Source organism: Pseudofrankia saprophytica (genome assembly GCF_000235425.2).
Lineage (GTDB): Bacteria > Actinomycetota > Actinomycetes > Frankiales > Frankiaceae > Pseudofrankia > Pseudofrankia saprophytica.
Window position 1 is genome coordinate 442,375 of record NZ_KI912267.1, and the last position, 16,892, is coordinate 459,266.

The 16,892-nt window shown below is 74.2% G+C and carries 15 protein-coding genes; 6 read left to right on the plus strand and 9 right to left on the minus strand.

The genetic code is table 11. From position 1 onward, the window contains the following. Nucleotides 1-89: 89 nt before the first annotated feature. Entirely contained in the window at nt 90-1,424 is a 1,335-nt protein-coding gene (locus FRCN3DRAFT_RS0236400; protein ID WP_007517533.1) for a L,D-transpeptidase, read from the minus strand. A gap of 932 nt (nt 1,425-2,356) precedes the next feature. Here FRCN3DRAFT_RS0236400 and pucL point away from each other — a divergent pair. Then, nucleotides 2,357-3,247: a factor-independent urate hydroxylase gene (pucL, locus tag FRCN3DRAFT_RS0236405; RefSeq protein WP_007517531.1), complete on the plus strand. Its 891-nt coding sequence runs from the start codon at nt 2,357-2,359 to the stop codon at nt 3,245-3,247. 37 nt (nt 3,248-3,284) lie between these two features. On the opposite strand, the gene FRCN3DRAFT_RS0236410 is transcribed toward pucL, so the two are convergent. Together FRCN3DRAFT_RS0236410 and FRCN3DRAFT_RS0236415 are read right to left on the minus strand one after the other, a co-directional pair. Continuing rightward, the gene (locus FRCN3DRAFT_RS0236410) at nt 3,285-4,148 is read right to left on the minus strand and encodes an SAM hydrolase/SAM-dependent halogenase family protein (RefSeq protein WP_007517527.1); all 864 of its coding nucleotides are present in this window, start codon (nt 4,146-4,148) and stop codon (nt 3,285-3,287) included. 66 nt (nt 4,149-4,214) lie between these two features. Further along, nucleotides 4,215-5,396, minus strand: a complete 1,182-nt coding sequence (locus FRCN3DRAFT_RS0236415; RefSeq protein WP_007517525.1) for a CaiB/BaiF CoA transferase family protein — start codon at nt 5,394-5,396, stop codon at nt 4,215-4,217. 242 nt (nt 5,397-5,638) lie between these two features. Between FRCN3DRAFT_RS0236415 and FRCN3DRAFT_RS50225 the strand changes: the two genes are divergently transcribed. The 4 genes from FRCN3DRAFT_RS50225 (at nt 5,639) to FRCN3DRAFT_RS0236435 (ending at nt 9,927) form a co-directional block, all read left to right on the plus strand. Beyond that, complete coding sequence (locus FRCN3DRAFT_RS50225; RefSeq protein WP_051467417.1) at nt 5,639-6,250, plus strand: DUF3099 domain-containing protein; 612 nt, start codon at nt 5,639-5,641, stop codon at nt 6,248-6,250. A 153-nt stretch (nt 6,251-6,403) separates the two neighbouring features. Beyond that, entirely contained in the window at nt 6,404-7,558 is a 1,155-nt protein-coding gene (locus FRCN3DRAFT_RS0236425; RefSeq protein ID WP_198536201.1) for a glycosyltransferase family 4 protein, read from the plus strand. Between the two features lie 183 nt (nt 7,559-7,741). Then, the gene (locus FRCN3DRAFT_RS0236430; protein WP_007517521.1) at nt 7,742-9,001 is read left to right on the plus strand and encodes a glycosyltransferase; all 1,260 of its coding nucleotides are present in this window, start codon (nt 7,742-7,744) and stop codon (nt 8,999-9,001) included. A gap of 137 nt (nt 9,002-9,138) precedes the next feature. After that, the gene (locus FRCN3DRAFT_RS0236435) at nt 9,139-9,927 is read left to right on the plus strand and encodes a hypothetical protein (protein ID WP_198536202.1); all 789 of its coding nucleotides are present in this window, start codon (nt 9,139-9,141) and stop codon (nt 9,925-9,927) included. Between the two features lie 319 nt (nt 9,928-10,246). On the opposite strand, the gene FRCN3DRAFT_RS55610 is transcribed toward FRCN3DRAFT_RS0236435, so the two are convergent. The 5 genes from FRCN3DRAFT_RS55610 to fabG all read right to left on the minus strand — a co-directional run bounded on the left by FRCN3DRAFT_RS55610 (nt 10,247) and on the right by fabG (nt 14,596). Continuing rightward, nucleotides 10,247-11,233, minus strand: coding sequence for a hypothetical protein (locus FRCN3DRAFT_RS55610; protein ID WP_007517518.1), 987 nt, complete (start codon nt 11,231-11,233; stop codon nt 10,247-10,249). Nucleotides 11,234-11,242: 9 nt separating this feature from the next. Then, nucleotides 11,243-11,623, minus strand: coding sequence for a hypothetical protein (locus FRCN3DRAFT_RS54525; RefSeq protein ID WP_007517517.1), 381 nt, complete (start codon nt 11,621-11,623; stop codon nt 11,243-11,245). A 241-nt stretch (nt 11,624-11,864) separates the two neighbouring features. Beyond that, nucleotides 11,865-12,380: a DUF3090 family protein gene (locus tag FRCN3DRAFT_RS0236450; protein WP_007517515.1), complete on the minus strand. Its 516-nt coding sequence runs from the start codon at nt 12,378-12,380 to the stop codon at nt 11,865-11,867. Between the two features lie 125 nt (nt 12,381-12,505). Next, entirely contained in the window at nt 12,506-13,717 is a 1,212-nt protein-coding gene (locus tag FRCN3DRAFT_RS0236455) for a ferrochelatase (RefSeq protein WP_007517513.1), read from the minus strand. A gap of 156 nt (nt 13,718-13,873) precedes the next feature. Then, nucleotides 13,874-14,596, minus strand: a complete 723-nt coding sequence (fabG, locus tag FRCN3DRAFT_RS0236460) for a 3-oxoacyl-ACP reductase FabG (protein ID WP_007517511.1) — start codon at nt 14,594-14,596, stop codon at nt 13,874-13,876. 114 nt (nt 14,597-14,710) lie between these two features. On the opposite strand from fabG, the gene FRCN3DRAFT_RS0236465 reads away from it, so the two are divergent. After that, entirely contained in the window at nt 14,711-15,004 is a 294-nt protein-coding gene (locus FRCN3DRAFT_RS0236465) for a DUF167 domain-containing protein (RefSeq protein WP_007517509.1), read from the plus strand. A 561-nt stretch (nt 15,005-15,565) separates the two neighbouring features. Here FRCN3DRAFT_RS0236465 and FRCN3DRAFT_RS56795 read toward each other — a convergent pair. Further along, complete coding sequence (locus FRCN3DRAFT_RS56795; protein ID WP_232794363.1) at nt 15,566-16,891, minus strand: hypothetical protein; 1,326 nt, start codon at nt 16,889-16,891, stop codon at nt 15,566-15,568. Nucleotide 16,892 lies beyond the last annotated feature (1 nt).

A 16,892-nucleotide genomic window follows, 5' to 3' on the forward strand; every position in this document is an offset into this window, starting at 1 on the left:
AGAGGGCCTGGCCCGCCGTCCCACCCGGGTGGGACGGCGGGCCAGGCCCCCGTGACCGTGCCTGAACGTGGCCGACACCGAACTCCAGGTCAGGCTCCGGGATGGCCGGAGCCGGCGCTCGCGGGCGCGGCGACCGCGCCCGCGTCACCGGTCGCGCTGGCCGGCAGCGCGCTGCCGGCCACCCAGGTCGCCCACGGGATCGACCAGTCGTTGCCCAGCTGGTCGGTCTCCGGCGCCCGCCCGCTGTTGACAACATCGACGATGTCGCCGATCTGGCTGAAGTCGTAGAACCACTGCGCGTCCGCCGGAGCGGCGTTCACACAGCCGTGCGAGACGTTGACCCGGCCCTGGTCACCGACCGACCAGGGCGCCGAGTGGACGTACTGCCCGCCGCTGGTGATCTGGACGTTCCACTCGACCTCCTCGTAGTAGTAGTCGGGGTCGCCCAAGGGGATCCCGACCGTCGCCGAGTCCATGGTCACCTTCTGGGCCTTGCCGATGACGTTGTGCGGGCCGTCCATCGTCAACAGCGTCCGCTTGCCACCCTTGCCACCGCTGATCGCCATCGTGCGTACCAGCTGGCCGTCCTTGTAGACCTTCATGGTGTGCGCGGCGATGTCGACGTGGCTGATCTGCTGGGCGCCGATGGTGAACTCCATCACCCGGTCCTTCACGCCCACCAGCCCGTTGCCGGCCTCGAGCCCGGCGAGGTTCGCCTCGACGTGCACCTTGGTCCCGGAGGGGTAGTAGTCCTTCGGCCGCCAGCGCACCACCCGGTCGGAGGCCCAGCTCCACGAGCCCTCCAGCGGAGGACTGGTGACGACGGACAGGTGGCGCTGCACCGCGGCCCGATCGGCGGTCGGTCCGCTGAACGTCAGCACGATCGGCGTCCCCACGCCGACGGTCTGGCCGTCGACCGGCTCCCAGGACACCTTGAACGGCTTGGCCGGGACGCCGGTGGTGAAGGCCGTCTGGCTGGTCACCGTACCGGTGACGCCGCTGGTCGTGGTGGTCGAGGCCTTCACCTGGTACTGGCTGTCGGCGAACAGGCCCGCGGTGGAGGTCCAGGTCCGCCGGTCGGCCGAGTACTCGCCGGCCAGGGTGCCGGCGTCGGTCTTCTGCGAGACGCTCGCGGCGCGCGCGATCGTGACCTCGGCCAAGGGCGCGTTCGCGGTCACGACCACCTTGTCGGTGACCGCGACGCCGGACGCGCCGTCGGTCGGGGTGATCTTGATACTCGCGCTCGGCGGTGCCTTCGAGGTCGCCGCCGCGGGCGGCTCGCCCCCACCCCCGCCGGAGCAGGCCGTCAGCACGACCGCGAGCAGGGCTGCCACCAGCCCGAACAGCAGTTGATGGATATGCCTGCCGCGACGCGGGGCGAGCTGGGCCGCCCTACCGCCGCGTTCGCCCGCGGAGAAGACCATTACTTGCCTTCTTCCGATCTTCGGGACGGCCATTGGCGCGTCCACGCGATAACTCTGGCTCGGACGGTACCCAGTGGCGTGGCATCCGTCGCCCCGAGCAGGCGAAATACGGTTGTCACCCGGGCGACCATCACTATTCGTCGATGAAGCAAATACAGAGAGTCGCCCTCTCCGGGCAATGCTCACGAAGCCCTCCCACGCCACGTGGCCATCTGTGTCGGCCGTCTCCGGGCGCGCGAGAATTCATCATGAACGCGCCCTTCGGCCGGCCCCCCTGCCGCACCCCCGGAAGTCCGCGGGCCAAGCGCCGGCGTCCCCACGCCACCGGACGGAGCCAACATCCGTCGCCACACCGTGATCGCCGTCCCCACGGCCGACCACCGGACGCGCCCCCGGGCCGTCCCGCTCGCGGCGACCGGACCTCGGCTGGAGGAATGCCCACTTCCGTGAACGTTTCCCAACCCACGTCAATGCCAGCCGCGATGTGCGCCCGAACGACTCCCCCACGGCGTCGCCCGGCTACTCGGACGGATGCCCGAACCGCCACCAGAGTGCCTCACCAGAACCACCGGGGGCATAGCCAAATTCCCACCGTCCACCGGGCCGGAGAACAACATCCGCCTGTCACCGGCGCGCGCTCCACGGCCCGGTCGTCGACGGTCCTCCGCTGTCACGGAATTGGCCCCAAATAAATGCGCGACGTAGTCCAGCCTGCTCTCCGCGCATACCTGCCGCCCGCCGGCGGTCCGCGTCGGGCCTCGCGACGCACGCCGGTCGGCCACCGCCGGTCGGCCACCGCAGGTCAGCCGCCACCGCCGGCCGCGGGCAGGTCGGGAGATCGGGGAAACATCCGCCGAACGTCGCCGTCACCAGGCCCCGCACCTGACGGGGCGACGATGGCCATCCAGGCCAGACCGACCTCAGGAGGAGCCATGGCGATCGTGCTCGGACCGAACCAGTTCGGGAAGGCCGAGGTCCGGCTGGTGCACGTGGACCGGTCCACCCCGGTCCACCAGATCACCGACCTCAACGTGTCGTCGGCGCTGCGCGGGGACTTCGCCGACGCGCACCTGACCGGCGACAACGCGCACATCCTGACCACGGACGCGCAGAAGAACACGGTCTACGCGTTCGCCCGGGACGGGGTCGGCGAGATCGAGGAGTTCGCGCTGCGCCTCGGCCGGCACTTCACCGGCTCGTTCGACTGGGTGACCGGCGCCCGGGTCGAGATCGAGCAGTACGGCTGGGAGCGCATCCAGGTCGGCGGCGCCGGCCACGACCACGCGTTCAGCCGCGCCGGCTCCGAACGGCGCATGACCGTCGTCACCGTCGACGGCGACGACGCCCGCGTCGTGTCGGGCCTGGCCGGGCTCGTGGTGCTGAAGTCGACCGGGTCCGAGTTCTGGGGCTTCGCGCGGGACCGCTACACGACGCTCCCCGAGACCGACGACCGGATCCTGGCCACGGAGGTCACCGCCCGGTGGCGCCTCGTCGGCGTCGAGCACGATTACGGGAAGCTGTTCGCCAGCATTCGGACGATCCTGCTCGAGACGTTCGCGTCCGTGCACAGCCTGGCGCTGCAGCAGACGCTGTACAAGATGGGCGAGGAGGTGCTGACCGCGCACCCCGAGGTCGCCGAGATCCGGATGTCGATGCCGAACAAGCACCACTTCCTCGTCGACCTGGCGCCCTACGGCCTCGACAACCCGAACACGGTCTTCTACGCCGCCGACCGGCCGTACGGGAAGATCGAGGGCACCGTCCTGCGCGACGACGCCCCTGACGCCGGGCCCGCCTGGGAGAGCACCCCCGGCTTCTGCTGACCGGCTGGCGCCATCGGTGCCTGCCTGTTCGGTCGACCTATTCGGTCGACCAGCCGCCACGGTCCGGCCGCGCGCGGCGGGGGAACAGGGTGACCACGTCGCCGGGGGCGAGGCCCAGCCTGCTGGCCGCGTCGCCGTCGCGGACGGCGAACGCGGCCATCCCCGCCGAGTCGACGTACAGCACCAGCTCACCCGGCTCGACCGAGCCGAACGTCACCCCGACCGGCAGCACCAGCGGCGCGTTCTGGGTCGCCAGGCCGCGAACCTCGGCCCGCTGGCCGGGCACCAGGCCGACGTGGGCCAGCAGGTCACCGGTCGCGGCGAGCTGGACGTTGCCGAACCGGTCGACGAGCACGACCTCGGCCTCGAGTTTCGCCTCGGCCCGGTCCGCCCGGGTCTCCGGCTCGCTCACCCGCGCCAGCACCGGCGGCAGCCGGACGATCTCCGCCGGGGAGACCGGTTGCCCCAGCGCCGCCGGGGGTGTGCCGGTAGCGAGCTCGGCCGCCGCCGGCGCGAACACGTCCCGGCCGTGGAACGTCGCCGGCACCCCCGGCCGGGCGGCCAGCGCCACCGCCGCGGTGACTCCGCCGAGCACCGCCGCGGCCGGCGCCAGCAGCCCGTTATCGGGCCCGACGAGCATCCCGCCCGGCGTGACCAGCACGACGCCTCGCCGGCTGGTGCCGACACCCGGATCGACGACCGCGAGGTGGACGTTGACCGGCAGGTAGCGCACCGTCTGGGCGAGCACGGCCGCGCCCCGCCGGACGTCGCCGGGGTCGATCAGGTGGGTGATGTCGAGCGCGCTCACGCCGCGACGCAGCAGCACGCCGTGGCAGGCGGCGACGAACCCGTCGGCGAGCCCGTAGTCGGTCAGGAAGCTCACATGCGGCACAGGACCCATGCTCCCTCCCCGCCGGCCGCCGCTCGTCGCGGCCGCGCCGTTTTCCGGTGACCGCGTGGGAGCCGGCTAGATGGCGCCGTCGGCGCGCAGGTCCGCGAGCTGGTCGGGGGTGTAGCCCAGCTCGGCGAGGATCTTCTCGGTGTGCTCGCCGAGGGCGGGGATCGGCTCGAGCCGGGGTGGGGCGCCCGGGAACTCGACGACCGGGCGCAGCTGGCGCACCAGGCCGACGGGCGAGTCGATGTCCACCCAACGGTCGCGGGCGGCCAGCTGAGGGTGGGCGAGAACGTCGGCCATCTCGTTGACCCGGCCGTAGGCGATCCCGGCCGCGTCCAGGCCCGCCGTCACCGCCGCGGTGGGCAGCGCGCCGACGACCTCCGCGACGATCGCGTCGGTTCGTGCCCGATTGCGCACCCGTCCGCGGTTGGTGGCGAACTCGGGGTCGTCGGCCAGGTCGGGACGGCCGAGCAGGCCGGCGGCCAGGCGGGCCCATTCCCGGTCGTTCTGTACCCCGATGAGCACGCTGTCGCCGTCGGCGGTGGTGAACGCCTCGTAGGGGGCGATCGACGCATGACCGACGCCGGCCCTGGCCGGCGCGCGGCCCGTGTGCTCGGCGAACTGGACGGCATAGCCGTTCCATTCCGTGATCGCGTCCAGCATGGTGAGCGCGAGCGCCGCGCCCTCGCCGGTCCGTTCCCTGCGCAGCAGGGCCACGAGGATCGCCTGGGCGGCGTAGGTCCCGGCGGCGACGTCGGCGGCGGCGAAGCCCGCCTTCGCCATGTGCTCCGGCGTGCCGGTCACCGAGACCAGGCCTGACTCGGCCTGGATCAGCATGTCGTAGGCCCGCCGCCCGGCGTATGGGCCGGTAGGGCCGTAGCCGGAGAGGTCGACGGCGACCAGCCGCGGGTAGCGGGCGGTGAGGGTGGCGGCGTCGAGGCCGAGCCGGGCGGCGGCCCCGGGCGAGAGGTTCTGCGCGACGACGTCGGCGCCCGCGACCAGCCGCTCCAGCGCCGCCAGGCCGGAGGGGACCTTGACGTCGACGGCGAAGGACTCCTTCGACCGGTTCAGCCAGGAGAAGTGCGCGGACATCTCCCCGCGCACCGCGTCGTCGTAGGCACGGGCGAAGTCACCCGAACCCAGCCGTTCGATCTTGATGACTCGGGCACCGTACTCGGCCAGGTGACGGGTCGCGAACGGCAGCGCGACCGCGTGTTCCAGGCTGACGACGGTCATTCCCTGCAGCGGCAGCACGTCGGCAACCTTATGGCGCCGTCTGGCCCCGCGTCGGCCATTCGCATCCGGTGCGACCCATGTGACCTGCGCGGCCGCGGCCGTGCCCCGCTCACGATCTCCCACCGCGGTGGCGGCGGAGGTTGGTGAATGCGCGCGGGCAGGCGGACACTAGGGAGAAGCTGGGCAGGATGGGGGCGCCGAGCGGGGCTCGCTGTCCAGCGGGCGGACCGAACCGGACGATCCTGGGAGTAGACGTGCGGATGAGGCTGCGCCGCCAGCAGCCGGCGCTCATCACCTCGGCCGCCGACCCGCGCCACGTGGACATCGGCCGCCGGCAGAGCCAGTACCTGATGTGGATGGCTTTCCGCGTGCTCTGCTTCGTGCTCGCGGTTGTCCTCTTCCACGGATGGATCCGGTTCCTGGCCATCGTTGCCGCGCTGATCATCCCGTGGGTGGCGGTCGTGGTCGCCAACGGCGGGCCGGCGCCGGCGCGGGGCCGCCCGGTCGGATTCGAGGCGGCCAGCCGTTCGGTCGACGGTGCGCCAGCGGCCCTCGAGTCCGCCGCCCACCCCGTCGTCGAGGGCGACCTCCAGGACGGCGGGAACCACCGCGGACCGGACGACGCGAGCGCGCGTCCTGGCTCAGCTCCCACGGGCCCACGCTCCGGGCCGGGGCCGTCCGCCGAGCCGGAACGCGAGGCCGGCTCGGGGCCGTTCCCCGCGCCCGGGCCGAAACCCGCCTGGTCGGTGCCGCCCGCGTCGAACCAGCCCACCGGCGACTCCCCGTACGGTGCCCCGGCGGCTCCGCCGCCCCGGCCGGCCACACCGGTGGATGTCGGCTTCTTCGGCCCGCGCCGCCCACCGCGACGCTGACCGGCCAGCCGAACGACCAGCCAGCCGAACGACCAGCCATCCGACGAACATGCGCGGCCCACTGGACGATCACTACTTATCTGTGGGGCAACGTTCATGTCGTAGCCGGCTAGTGGTATACGTCTGCGTTCCCTGCCCTGTCACCGTGGCCCTGTGCGCGTTGCGGTGGTCACCGAGTCCTTCCTGCCCCACGTGGACGGGGTCACGAACACGGTCTGCCGCGTGTTGGAGCACCTGGAGGCCGAGGGGCACCAGGCGCTCGTCGTGGCGCCGTCCCCCGGGGCCCGGGCCGCTGGCAAGGCGCCCCGGGTCTACGCGGGCGCCCCGGTGCTGCGGACGCCGTCCGCGCCGCTCCCGGGCTACCCGCAGTTCCGGTTCGCGACCCCGTGGCCGAGCCTCACCCCGGCGCTGCGCCGGTTCGCCCCCGACGTCGTCCACCTGGCGGCCCCCGCCGGACTCGGCGCGCAGGCGGCCTTCGCGGCCCACCGGCTCGGGGTGCCCAGCGTCGCCGTGTACCAGACCGACCTCGCCGGCTTCGCCCGCCGTTACGGCCTCGCGTCCCTGGACCGCTCGATCTGGCGGTGGCTCGCGGCCGTGCACCGGCTCGCCGCCCGCACCCTGGCGCCGTCCTGGGACGCGGTCGACGCGCTGGTCGGCGCCGGCGTCCAGCGTGTCGCCCGCTGGCGCCGGGGAGTCGACCTGGACCGGTTCAACCCGGACCACCGCGACGACGACCTGCGCGCCAGGCTCGCGCCCGACGGCGAGGTCCTCGTCGGCTACGTCGGCCGGCTCGCCAGGGAGAAGGGCGTCGAGCTGCTCGGCGCCGTGAGCGGCCTGCCGGGCACCCGGCTGGTGGTCGTCGGCGACGGACCGGAGCGGGCGCGCCTGGAGCGGCTGCTGCCCGGCGCGGCGTTCCTGGGCTTCCAGTCCGGCCAGGGGCTGTCGTCGGCGCTCGCGAGCCTGGACGTGTTCGTGCACACCGGCCAGTACGAGACGTTCTGCCAGGCGGCGCAGGAGGCGAAGGCCAGCGGCGTGCCGGTGGTCGGGCCCGCGGCCGGCGGGCTGCTCGACGTGGTCGAGCACGGCAGGACGGGGCTGCACTACCGGCCGGGTGACTCCGCGGCGCTGCGCGCCCAGGTCGCCACGCTCGTGATCGACGGTCCCGGCCGGGCCGCGATGGGCAACGAGGCTCGCGCCTCGGTGGCCGACTGCGGCTGGCGGGCGATCGGGGACGAACTGCTCGGCCACTACCGCGACGTGCTCGGCGCCAACATCAGCGCGAACCGGGACGGAGACGCCTGGCGCTGAGCACCCGCGACCCCGCCCGGCCGGGCACCACCGCCCGGCCGGCTGCTCATCACGCCCACGCCCGCGCTTGTCCTGACCCCGCGAGCCGACCCGACCTCCCTACTGGACCCGCCAACCAACCCTGAGCACCAGCCCAGGCGCGGCCGGACAGCCGCCGCCCCGAGCCGATGGAGAGTGGGCCGCATGAGGATCGCGCAGGTCGCCAACTTCGTGGCGCCGACGTCCGGGGGTATCCGCACGACGCTGCGTCACCTGGCCTCGGGCTACGTGGCCGCCGGCCACGAGGTGGTCAGGGTGCTGCCCGCGCGCCGCGACGGGGTGCGCCACGCCGATGGCGTCACCACGCTGATGGTGCGCTCGCCCCTGGTCCTCGGCACCAGCTACCGCATGATCACCGAGCCGTGGCGGGTGGCCGCGTTGCTCGACGAGGCGGCGCCGAACCGCCTCGAGGTACACGACCGCACCACGCTGCGCCGGCTCGGCCGATGGGCCCGCAAGCGCGACGTGCACTCGCTCGTCGTCTCCCACGAGCGGGTCGACCGGCTGCTCGGCGCGAAGACGCCGTGCTCGCTGCGCGGGGTGCTGCCGGTGCGCGCCGCCGCCGACGTCTCCAACCGCGGGCTGGCCGCCGGCTACGACACGGTGGTGACGACCACCGCCTGGGCGGCCGCCGAGTTCCGGCGCATCGGTGCCGACAACCTGCGGCAGGTGCCGCTGGGCGTCGACCTGGACCGGTTCGGCGCCCGGACCGCCGACCGGTCGCTGCGCCGGGCGTTCGCCCGCGACTCGGACGTGCTGCTCGTCTCGATCGGTCGGATGGACCCGGAGAAGCGGGTCGACATCGCCATCGACGCCCTCGCCGAGCTGGTCCGCCGCAAGATCCCGGCGCGGCTGGTGCTGGCCGGCGACGGCAACGGCCGCAAGGAGCTGGAACGCCGCGCCGCCGGCCTGCCGGTCGTGTTCCTGGGCTTCGTCGCGGACCGGGACCGCCTGTCCAGCCTGCTCGCCAGCGCCGACGTCGCGCTCGCGCCCGGGCCGGTCGAGACGTTCGGCCTCGCCGCGCTGGAGGCGATGGCCAGCGCGACGCCGGTGGTCGTCCACCACGGCAGCGCGCTGGCGGAGCTGGTCGACCCGCGCTGCGGCCGGGTGGCCGCCGGCTGCGGCTACGGCTTCGCCGACGCCGTCGAGGAGGTTCTCGCGCTGGATCCGGCCGACCGGCGGCTGGCCGCCCGCGCCCGTGCGGAGATGTTCCCCTGGTCGGCCACCGTCGACGGTTTCCTGTCCGTCCACGGTCTGCCGGCCCTGCCGCGCCGTGGCGCCCCGCTGTCGCTGCCCGCCGGGACGGCCGGCCTCAGCGGTCTCGGCGACGTCGGCGGCGGTCTCGGCACGGACGCCGGTGGCCACGCGTCCGCAGGCGGAGCCGACCTGCCTCGCGCCGCGTAACCGGCTCGCCGAGAATGGCTGACCGCCCGGGCGTGGCGGACCGAGAGGGCGGCCCACCTGCGCGAACCACGGCCTCTCGGGGCAGTTCTGCTCCCGTCGGGGTCACATCTCGGCGAGGAAGTGCCTACCGTAGGCGCGTGTGCCCCGCTCTTCTGCCCGCGCCACGGTCCGGCGTGCTCGCCGGCTGGGCGAACGCCTGGCTCGCCGGGCTCGTCGGCGCCGATGACGTCCTGACACACGTCCAGCGGACGCTCGGCCCCTGCCGGCACACGCTCGGCGACGAGCCGTTGCTGCTCGGCCTGGGCGCCCTGCGCTCGGCGCGCGCCGAGCGGTTCCGGCTGGTCCTGCCGGTCCCTGGCGACATCTCGGGACTGCCAGGCCCACCGGCGGTGAACGCCGACGCGCTGGCCGCCGGCGAGGCGGTGCTGGTCATCGGCCCGAGCCCGCCGCTGCTGCTGGTCCCGACGGTGGAGGTGCATGGCCCGGCGGTGGAGGGGGGGCTGGAGTCGGTCCACTGGCGGGTGCTGCCCGCGGCCCGGCTGCCGGCGCCGCCGACCCCGGTGCGTGCCGCGGAACGTGAGCTCGCCCAGGCGATCGCGGCGACGACGTCGGCGCTGCTGGACCTGGACGTCGCCAGCGCCCGCCCGGAGGTGCTCGCCCTGCTGCGCGATCGCGCCGAGGAGGACCCGGGTCCTGGGCTCGGCCCCGGATACCCGTCGGTCGCGCATGCCCTGCTCGCCCGCGCCGAGCGGCTGCGCGCCCTGCTCGACCTCGCCGCCCTGGACGACGGGGCCGCCGTCACCGCCGCCGAGATCACCCGCCGTTCCGAGGCGCTCCGCGGCCTGTCCGCCGCCGTCCGCCGTGCCTATGAGGCGGCCTACGACGCCTTCGACCCGGCGCACGCCGCCACCCCGCCCACCCGCTGACCGGATCGCTCCCCCCTCGACAACGGTCTTCCCGCTGGCGGCCGGTGAATCGGGACATATCAATATCAAAGGCGCCGACGGCGCCATCCTTGGCGATACGGTCTCGCCGCGCCGCCGCCTCGCTCGGCCAGCTCATTGCTTCTCAGGAAGGGCCGATCACCGTTCGGTGGCGTCAAAGAACGTCATCACCTTTCGAGCGGATAAAGCGGAGGCCCACCGGTGGGCGGCCGTTGGTGGTGGTCGAGCCAACGTTCTGACACCGTTCGGGTGATGACGCCTGGGCGCTTCCGGATTGCCGGTACTGTGACGGAACGAGTAGCTAACACGGCACGCGGCGTCGTTCATCTTGGAGGCGTCGTTCGTCCTGGGAAGGAACCCGCTCACAGGTGAGCCGGCAGGGCAACCCAGATCCCTCGAGCCCCGAAAGCGCCGAGGCCGGGCAGAACAGCGCCGATGCCACCCCTGGCTCGCCCGCCACCCCGCCTGTCACCCCGCCCGCCGAGTCCCTCGCCTCGGGGGTGCCCGCGCCGACAGGTCCACGGCACCGGGCCCGGCACCGGCGAGTCCCTCGCGTCGGGAAACGCGGTCGGACGTTCGGCCTGACGCAGCTGCTCGCCGTGCCGGCCATCGGCCTGCTGCTTCTTCTGGGCGGCGGGCACGACACCTCGGGGGACGGCGGCCCCGCGGGAGGGCCCGGCGGCTCGCGGACCGGGGCGAACGGTGTCGTCACACTGACGGCGAAGCCCTGGGACGGAACATCCGACACCGTCCCGTTCACCATCGCCGACACGACTCCTTCCAACGCGGCGCCGACCACGTTTCCGCTCCCGGTGGAGACCTCCCGGGCCGGGAACACAGGGCCCAGGACGACCTCCGGCACCAGCCGGCCACAGTCGACGAGCCCGACGACCAGCCGTGCCCCGACGCCAACCGCCAGCGCGCCCGCGCCGACGCCGAGCGCGACGTCGCCAGTGACGATCAGCGCCAGCCCCGGCCTCGTGCCGACCGTCACCGTCAGCGCCTCGCTCAGCCCGACCGCGAGCCCGACGACGAGCGCCAGCCCCACCGGCGGTGCCAGCCCGAGCGGCAGCCCCAGCACAAGCCCCACCACAAGCGCCAACCCCAGTACAAGCGCCAGCCCATCGGGCAGCGCGAGCCCGAGCCCGAGCGGGTCCACCACGCCGTTCCCCGTCGTGACGATCACCGCCGACCCGAACTGTCCGGCGATAGCCCTCGTGGCGTCCAGCTTCACCGCGACGATCAACCGGACCAGCGACCGGACCAGCGACCGGACCAGCCTGGACATCACCGGCACCTATACGGCGCCCAGCACCGCCTCGGCCGGCCAGACCACGATCCACACCGTCGCCAGCGCCTCGGCGACCAATGGCACCGCGCTCACCGAGTCGGACAGCACCGTCCCGACCCGGCCGGCCACCGCCCCGGCCCTGCTGGCCAGCGTCGACATGGGCCGGCTCCCCACCCCGATGCCGGGCGCACTCACGCTGACCCTGACGACGGCACCGACCGGGTGCTCACCGGTCACTCTGGCCACGATCGTCGTCGTCGGCATCACCGGGCCCGCCACCTCCGCGCCGCCCATCCCGTCGACCACTCCGTCACCGCCGTCCGGGTAGCCGGCGGCGGCACCGTTCCGGAGAAAGGCGGCGGGCGGTGCTCGGTCCGCGGCGTACACGCACCTGGTGCGGGTGATTGTCGGCGCCGGAGCTTGTCGGCGGCGGGGGCCTGCCTCCGGCGGCGGCTGCCGGCGGCGCGCCCGAGACGCGCCGCCGGCAGGCGGCGGCAAGCCGCATCCCCCGACGCCCCCCAGCACTTAAGGACTTTAGTCCCAAATGCATGGGCGGTCGAGTCCGGACGACCTCGGGATTTCCAGAGGAACCGTGCCCGAGGAACCGTGCCTGGATTGAGGAGGTGCCTTAGTTGAGGCGGGGGCAGAAGTGGCCGCCGGGACCGTCGGGGCGACCGCACAGGACGCAGGAGGGACGGCCCGCGGCGACGATGCTGCGGGCACGCTCGATGAACGCCCTGGTCTGCGGGATCGACAGGCCGACGCGCAGCGAGTCGAGGTCCTCCTCGCTGACGGGCGTCCCCAGCTGACCGGCCGAGAGCCCCGCCGCCTCGACGAACACCCGCCGGCCGTCCCACGAGACGGTCAGCTGACCGAGGTGGAAGTCCTCCTCGAACGGCGCCTCCAGCGGCGCCAGGTCCACCTCGATGTCGGCGGCGGCCGGCACGGCGATGCCCTGCTGCTGGCCGACCTGCCCGAGCAGCGCCGACAGGCCCTCGGTCAGCGCCGTCACCTCGGCCTTCTCCAGCCCGATGGTGATCAGTTGCCCGGCGGACGCCGCCTGGAGGTAGAACGAACGCTCGCCCGGCTGCCCGACGGTTCCGACCACGAACCGCTCCGGCGGGTCGAACACGTATCGCTGCATGCCTTGCGCACTCTCCGTCAGACGATCAGGAATACCCGGCCCGGAATACCCGCCCACGGCCGGACGATGCGTGACCAGGGATCCGGGTCAGAGGATCCGGTCAGGTGGCGCCAGTCCGCGGCGCGCTAGCCGGCCGGCGGACCTTTCCCCAGTATCCCCGCGCCCTGGGTATCCCGGCCATCGTCGGGGTACCGGCCGGTGCCGCGGGCGTCGTCGGAGGTACCGGCCGCCGCCGGCCGGCGGTCCTGGGCGGAGGCCGAGGAACAGCACTCCGTCGGGCAGACGTCAGGTGACGGACCGAGGGCGCTCAGCGCCCGTCGTGGCACGCCCGGGTCCCGCCGCTCCCGGAGCAGCTCGACGATCATCTGGACGAACCGCGGGTCCGACCCGACAGTACCGGCCCGCACCGCGGTGAGCCCGAGCTTTTTCGCCTGGTCCAGCGCCACCCGGTCCAGGTCCTGGATGACCTCCATGTGGTCGCTGACGAATCCGATCGGCACGATCACGACGGTTCGCACACCATCGGCCGCGAGCTCCGCCAGCCGGGTGCCGACGTCCGGCTCCAGCCAGGGCACCCGAGGGGAACCGCTGCGGCTGCAGTAGGCGACGTCCCAGGGATGCTCCTGGCCGCGCCGCTCGGCGAGGCCCCGGGCGACGATCTCGCTCGACGCCCTCAGCTGGCGTTCGTAGGCGCCGCCGGTCGGCCCGCTCTCGATCGCCTGCCAGCGCGGCACGGAGTGCGCGACGAACACCAGGTGCGCGCCGTCGCGACGGCCGGCCGGCAGCGCGTCGACGGCGGCCGCGACCCGGTCGACCATCGGGCCGACGAACCCGGGGTGGTCGAAGAAGACCCGCAGCTTGATCAGCTCGAGGCCGCCGTCCGCCTCGCTCCCGTCCGCCTCGCCGTTGTCGCCGGCGCACTGGCCGCCGGCGGAAACCTCGGTGAGCGCGTCGGCGAGATTCTCCCGGTACTGGCGGCAGCCGGAGTAGGTCGCGAAGACCGACGGGATGAAGCACGCGGCCCGCCGGACCCCGTCCGCGCGCATCTCGGCCAGTGCGTCGCGCAGGTACGGGCGCCAGTTGCGGTTGCCCCAGTAGACAGGCAACGGCGCGAGCTCGGCGCGCAGCGCCGCCAGCAGCTCCCGGCTCTGGTCGTTGATCGGGCTACGCCCGCCGAGGCTCTGGTAGTGCTCGGCGACCTCGGCGAGCCGTTCCTCGGGCACCCCCCGGCCGCGCGTCACGTTGCGCAGGAACGGGACGACGTCCGCGGGCCCCTCCGGACCGCCGAAGGTGACCAGCAGCAGCGCGTCCTGGTCCACCCCGGAAGTCTGGCGCATCAGCCCATTCTCCCCCTCCCGCCGCCAGAGAAACGGCGGGCGGTGGGTCCTCGTCGGCCAGGACGGCGCGACAGTTGCCCGTGGGTAGCCCGCCGACGCGCCACGGCACGAGGCCTCCCGCCGGGCGGCGGGCGAGCCTGGCTCCCGCGCCGACCGTCAGTGACCCATGCCGACGCCGCCGTCGACCGGCAGGACGGCGCCGGTGATGTAGCCGGCGCGCTCCGAGGCGAGGAAGGCCACCGCCGCCGCGACCTCCTCCGGCTCGCCCATCCGCTTGCCGGGGACGCTGCCGACGAGCAGCTCACGCTGGGCGTCGGTGAGCGCGTCGGTCATGTCGGTGCGGATCGGGCCGGGAGCGACGACGTTGGCGGTGATGTTGCGGGGCGCGAGCTCGCGGGCGAGCGAGCGGGCGAAGCCGACGAGACCCGCCTTGGACGCGGCGTAGTTCGACTGGCCAGGCTGGCCTGACAGGCCCACGACCGAGGAGATGAACACCAGCCTGCCGTAGCGCCGCCGGAGCATGCCGCGGGCGGCGCGCTTGGCGACCCGGTAGGCGCCCAGCAGGTTCGTGTCGACGACGTCGCGGAACGCGTCCTCGGACATCGTGAGCAGCAGCGTGTCCTTGACGATGCCGGCATTGGACACAACGATGTCGATCGGCCCGAGCTCGGCCTCGACCTCGGCGAACGCCTTCTCCACCGACTCGACGCTCGTGACGTCGAGCCGGACGCCGAACATGCCCTCCGGCGCCTCCCCGCCGCGGCTGGCGACCGCGACCCGCTGCCCGTCCGCCACCAGGGCCGCGGCGCAGGCGGCGCCGATCCCCCGGTTGCCGCCGGTGACCAGCGCGACCCGACCCTGACCCTCGTTCTCGACCATGGGGCGGATCGTAGCCGCCCACCGGGCTGCCTGGCGCCACCGCGCCAGCCTGTCGGCCGCCGTGCGCCCGATCCCCGCGGTCGCCCGGCGAGCCGCGACGGGGACGATAGGTCCGTGCGGGTGACGATCAGGGTGCAACCGGGAGCCGGCCGGACGGCGGTCGGCGGGCAGGCCGCCACTCCGGGCGGTGAGCCGAACCTGATGGTCCGGGTCGCGGCCAGGGCTGTCGACGGGAAGGCCACCGAGGCGGCGCTGCGGGCGCTCGCGGACGCGCTCGGCCTGCGCCGCCGTGACGTCGCTCTCGTCCGCGGCGCGACCAGCCGAACCAAGATCGTCGAGATCGACGCCCCGGCCGCCGACGAACCCGCTCTGCGCGCCCGCCTCGCCGCTCTCCGCCAGTCCCCCTGACCACGGCGGCGGCCTGGGCCAGCGGGGGGCGGCCGACGCGGGCGGGCCGCTGGCCAGTGGATGGCTTCGGCTGGCTGGCCGGGGCCGGGCGGCGAGCACCGACCCCGTACGGGGTGGTGAGATGGATGGCGGACCAGGCGACATCCGACGGGACGCGAACCACCAGGACAACGCGGTGCCAGTGCCACGCGTCCGGACTGGGGTGAGCGGGCCTCCGGTCTCCGGGGGTGCACCCGCTCAGCGAGGTTCAGGGCTCCTGCCGGGAGGACTTCGGTTCCCCGGCCCGACCGCCGTTTCGACGGCACTCCGACGACCAGTTGTAGATCGTTAATCGGTTGGGGGCCGGTGGTGTACAGGCCGGGGATACGCCACGTGGAATACCGGCCGCGGGAGCGTTCCTACGAGTCGCCCGAGCGGCCGGACCACTCACCAGGGCAGGGGCAGCGGCTCACGGCCGCCGGCCTGCCAGCGGACGAGGCGGCCGTCGCGGACCGGCCGGGCGGCGAGGCCACGGACCGGAGCGTCGCCTCCGACTCGGGCGACGCGGCTCGGGAGGTGTACTCACCGGCCCAGGTCCCGATGCCGGCCCGCCCACGACGCCCACCACCCCGGCCATCCCGGCCACCCCGGCCGCACGAGAACCGCGCCGCTGACGCCCAGGGCGGCCTGGCTGCCCCCTGGCAGCAGCCGATCCGCCCGGATCGGCAGCCCGCCGGTCCGGAACCGTCGCCGTCGCGGGCGCCGGAGGGGCGACCACGGCCGTGGAACGGTTCGGCGGAAGCCGGCGCCGCGCTGGGACCGCCCGTGCCGCTCCCACCCCCAGCCCCGCCGTCGGCGCGGTCGCTGGAGCCGGGAGCGATCGTGCCCGGTCCGCCAGGCGGCGTGCTCGACCTCGCCGCGCTCGCCGAGATCGAGGACCGGCTGCGCGCGATCGCCACCGAGAGCGTCGAGGTCGCGACGCGCCGCGGCGAGATGAGCCAGCAGGTGGCCGACCAGCGTCGCTCGCTGACGTCCGCCGCGTCGTCCGTCGCCACCGTGCTCTGGTTCGACTCGCTGCGCACCGAGGACCGGGTCAGCGTCACCCCGCACGCCGTGCCGCTGCTGGCGGCCGTCCACGAGGTCCTGGAGGCCGCCCGCCCGGCCGACGCCCCGGGACCGACGCCGACGGTCCGGCGGGAAATCCAGGCCTCGCCGATGCCGTGGGAGCTGCGGGGCAGGAGACTGTCCCTGCCCACGGGACGGTCGGCCCGGGCGCTGCGGGCCACCGGAGCCGGCACGGTCGGGCCGAGCGGGACGGTCTGGGGAGCGCTCGCGCGCCGGCTCGCCGGTGCCCGCTTCGACCACGTCCCCGGCGGCCGGACGGTCTGCATCCTGCGGTACCCGGAGCTGCGCGACGCCGCCGTCTGGGAGGCCGTCGCCGACGAGCGCACGCCCTACCTCGGCGAGCTGCTCTGGGTGGTGCTGGTCACCGGCGCCGCCGTGGGTGCCCAGTCCGAGGGCGCCGAGCGCGCGGGCCTGTCCGGCCCGGCCGGCCCGGACCGCGCGGCGCGGATGTTCGAGGCCGCGGGCTGGCAGGTGCTCACCCTGCGGTATGGACGCCGGCTGGCCGGGCTGTTCCGCCGCCCCGGGGGGCAGGCGTTTCGCGGCCGGCTCGCCGGGATGAGCCAGGACGAGTACCACGAGCTGCTCGTCACCCGCGGGCCGGAGCTGCGCCGGCGCCTGGCGGGGCCGGGCGCCGGCGGGGTCGGCATCGCCGGGCTGGTCGACAGCCTCACGGACGACGAGATCCACACCGCCCTGCGCGACCTCGGTGGCCATGACCTCGCGCTGCTGATCGACGCCTTGGACGAGGTGGACGCCGACCGGCCCACCGTGCTGTTCGCGCACG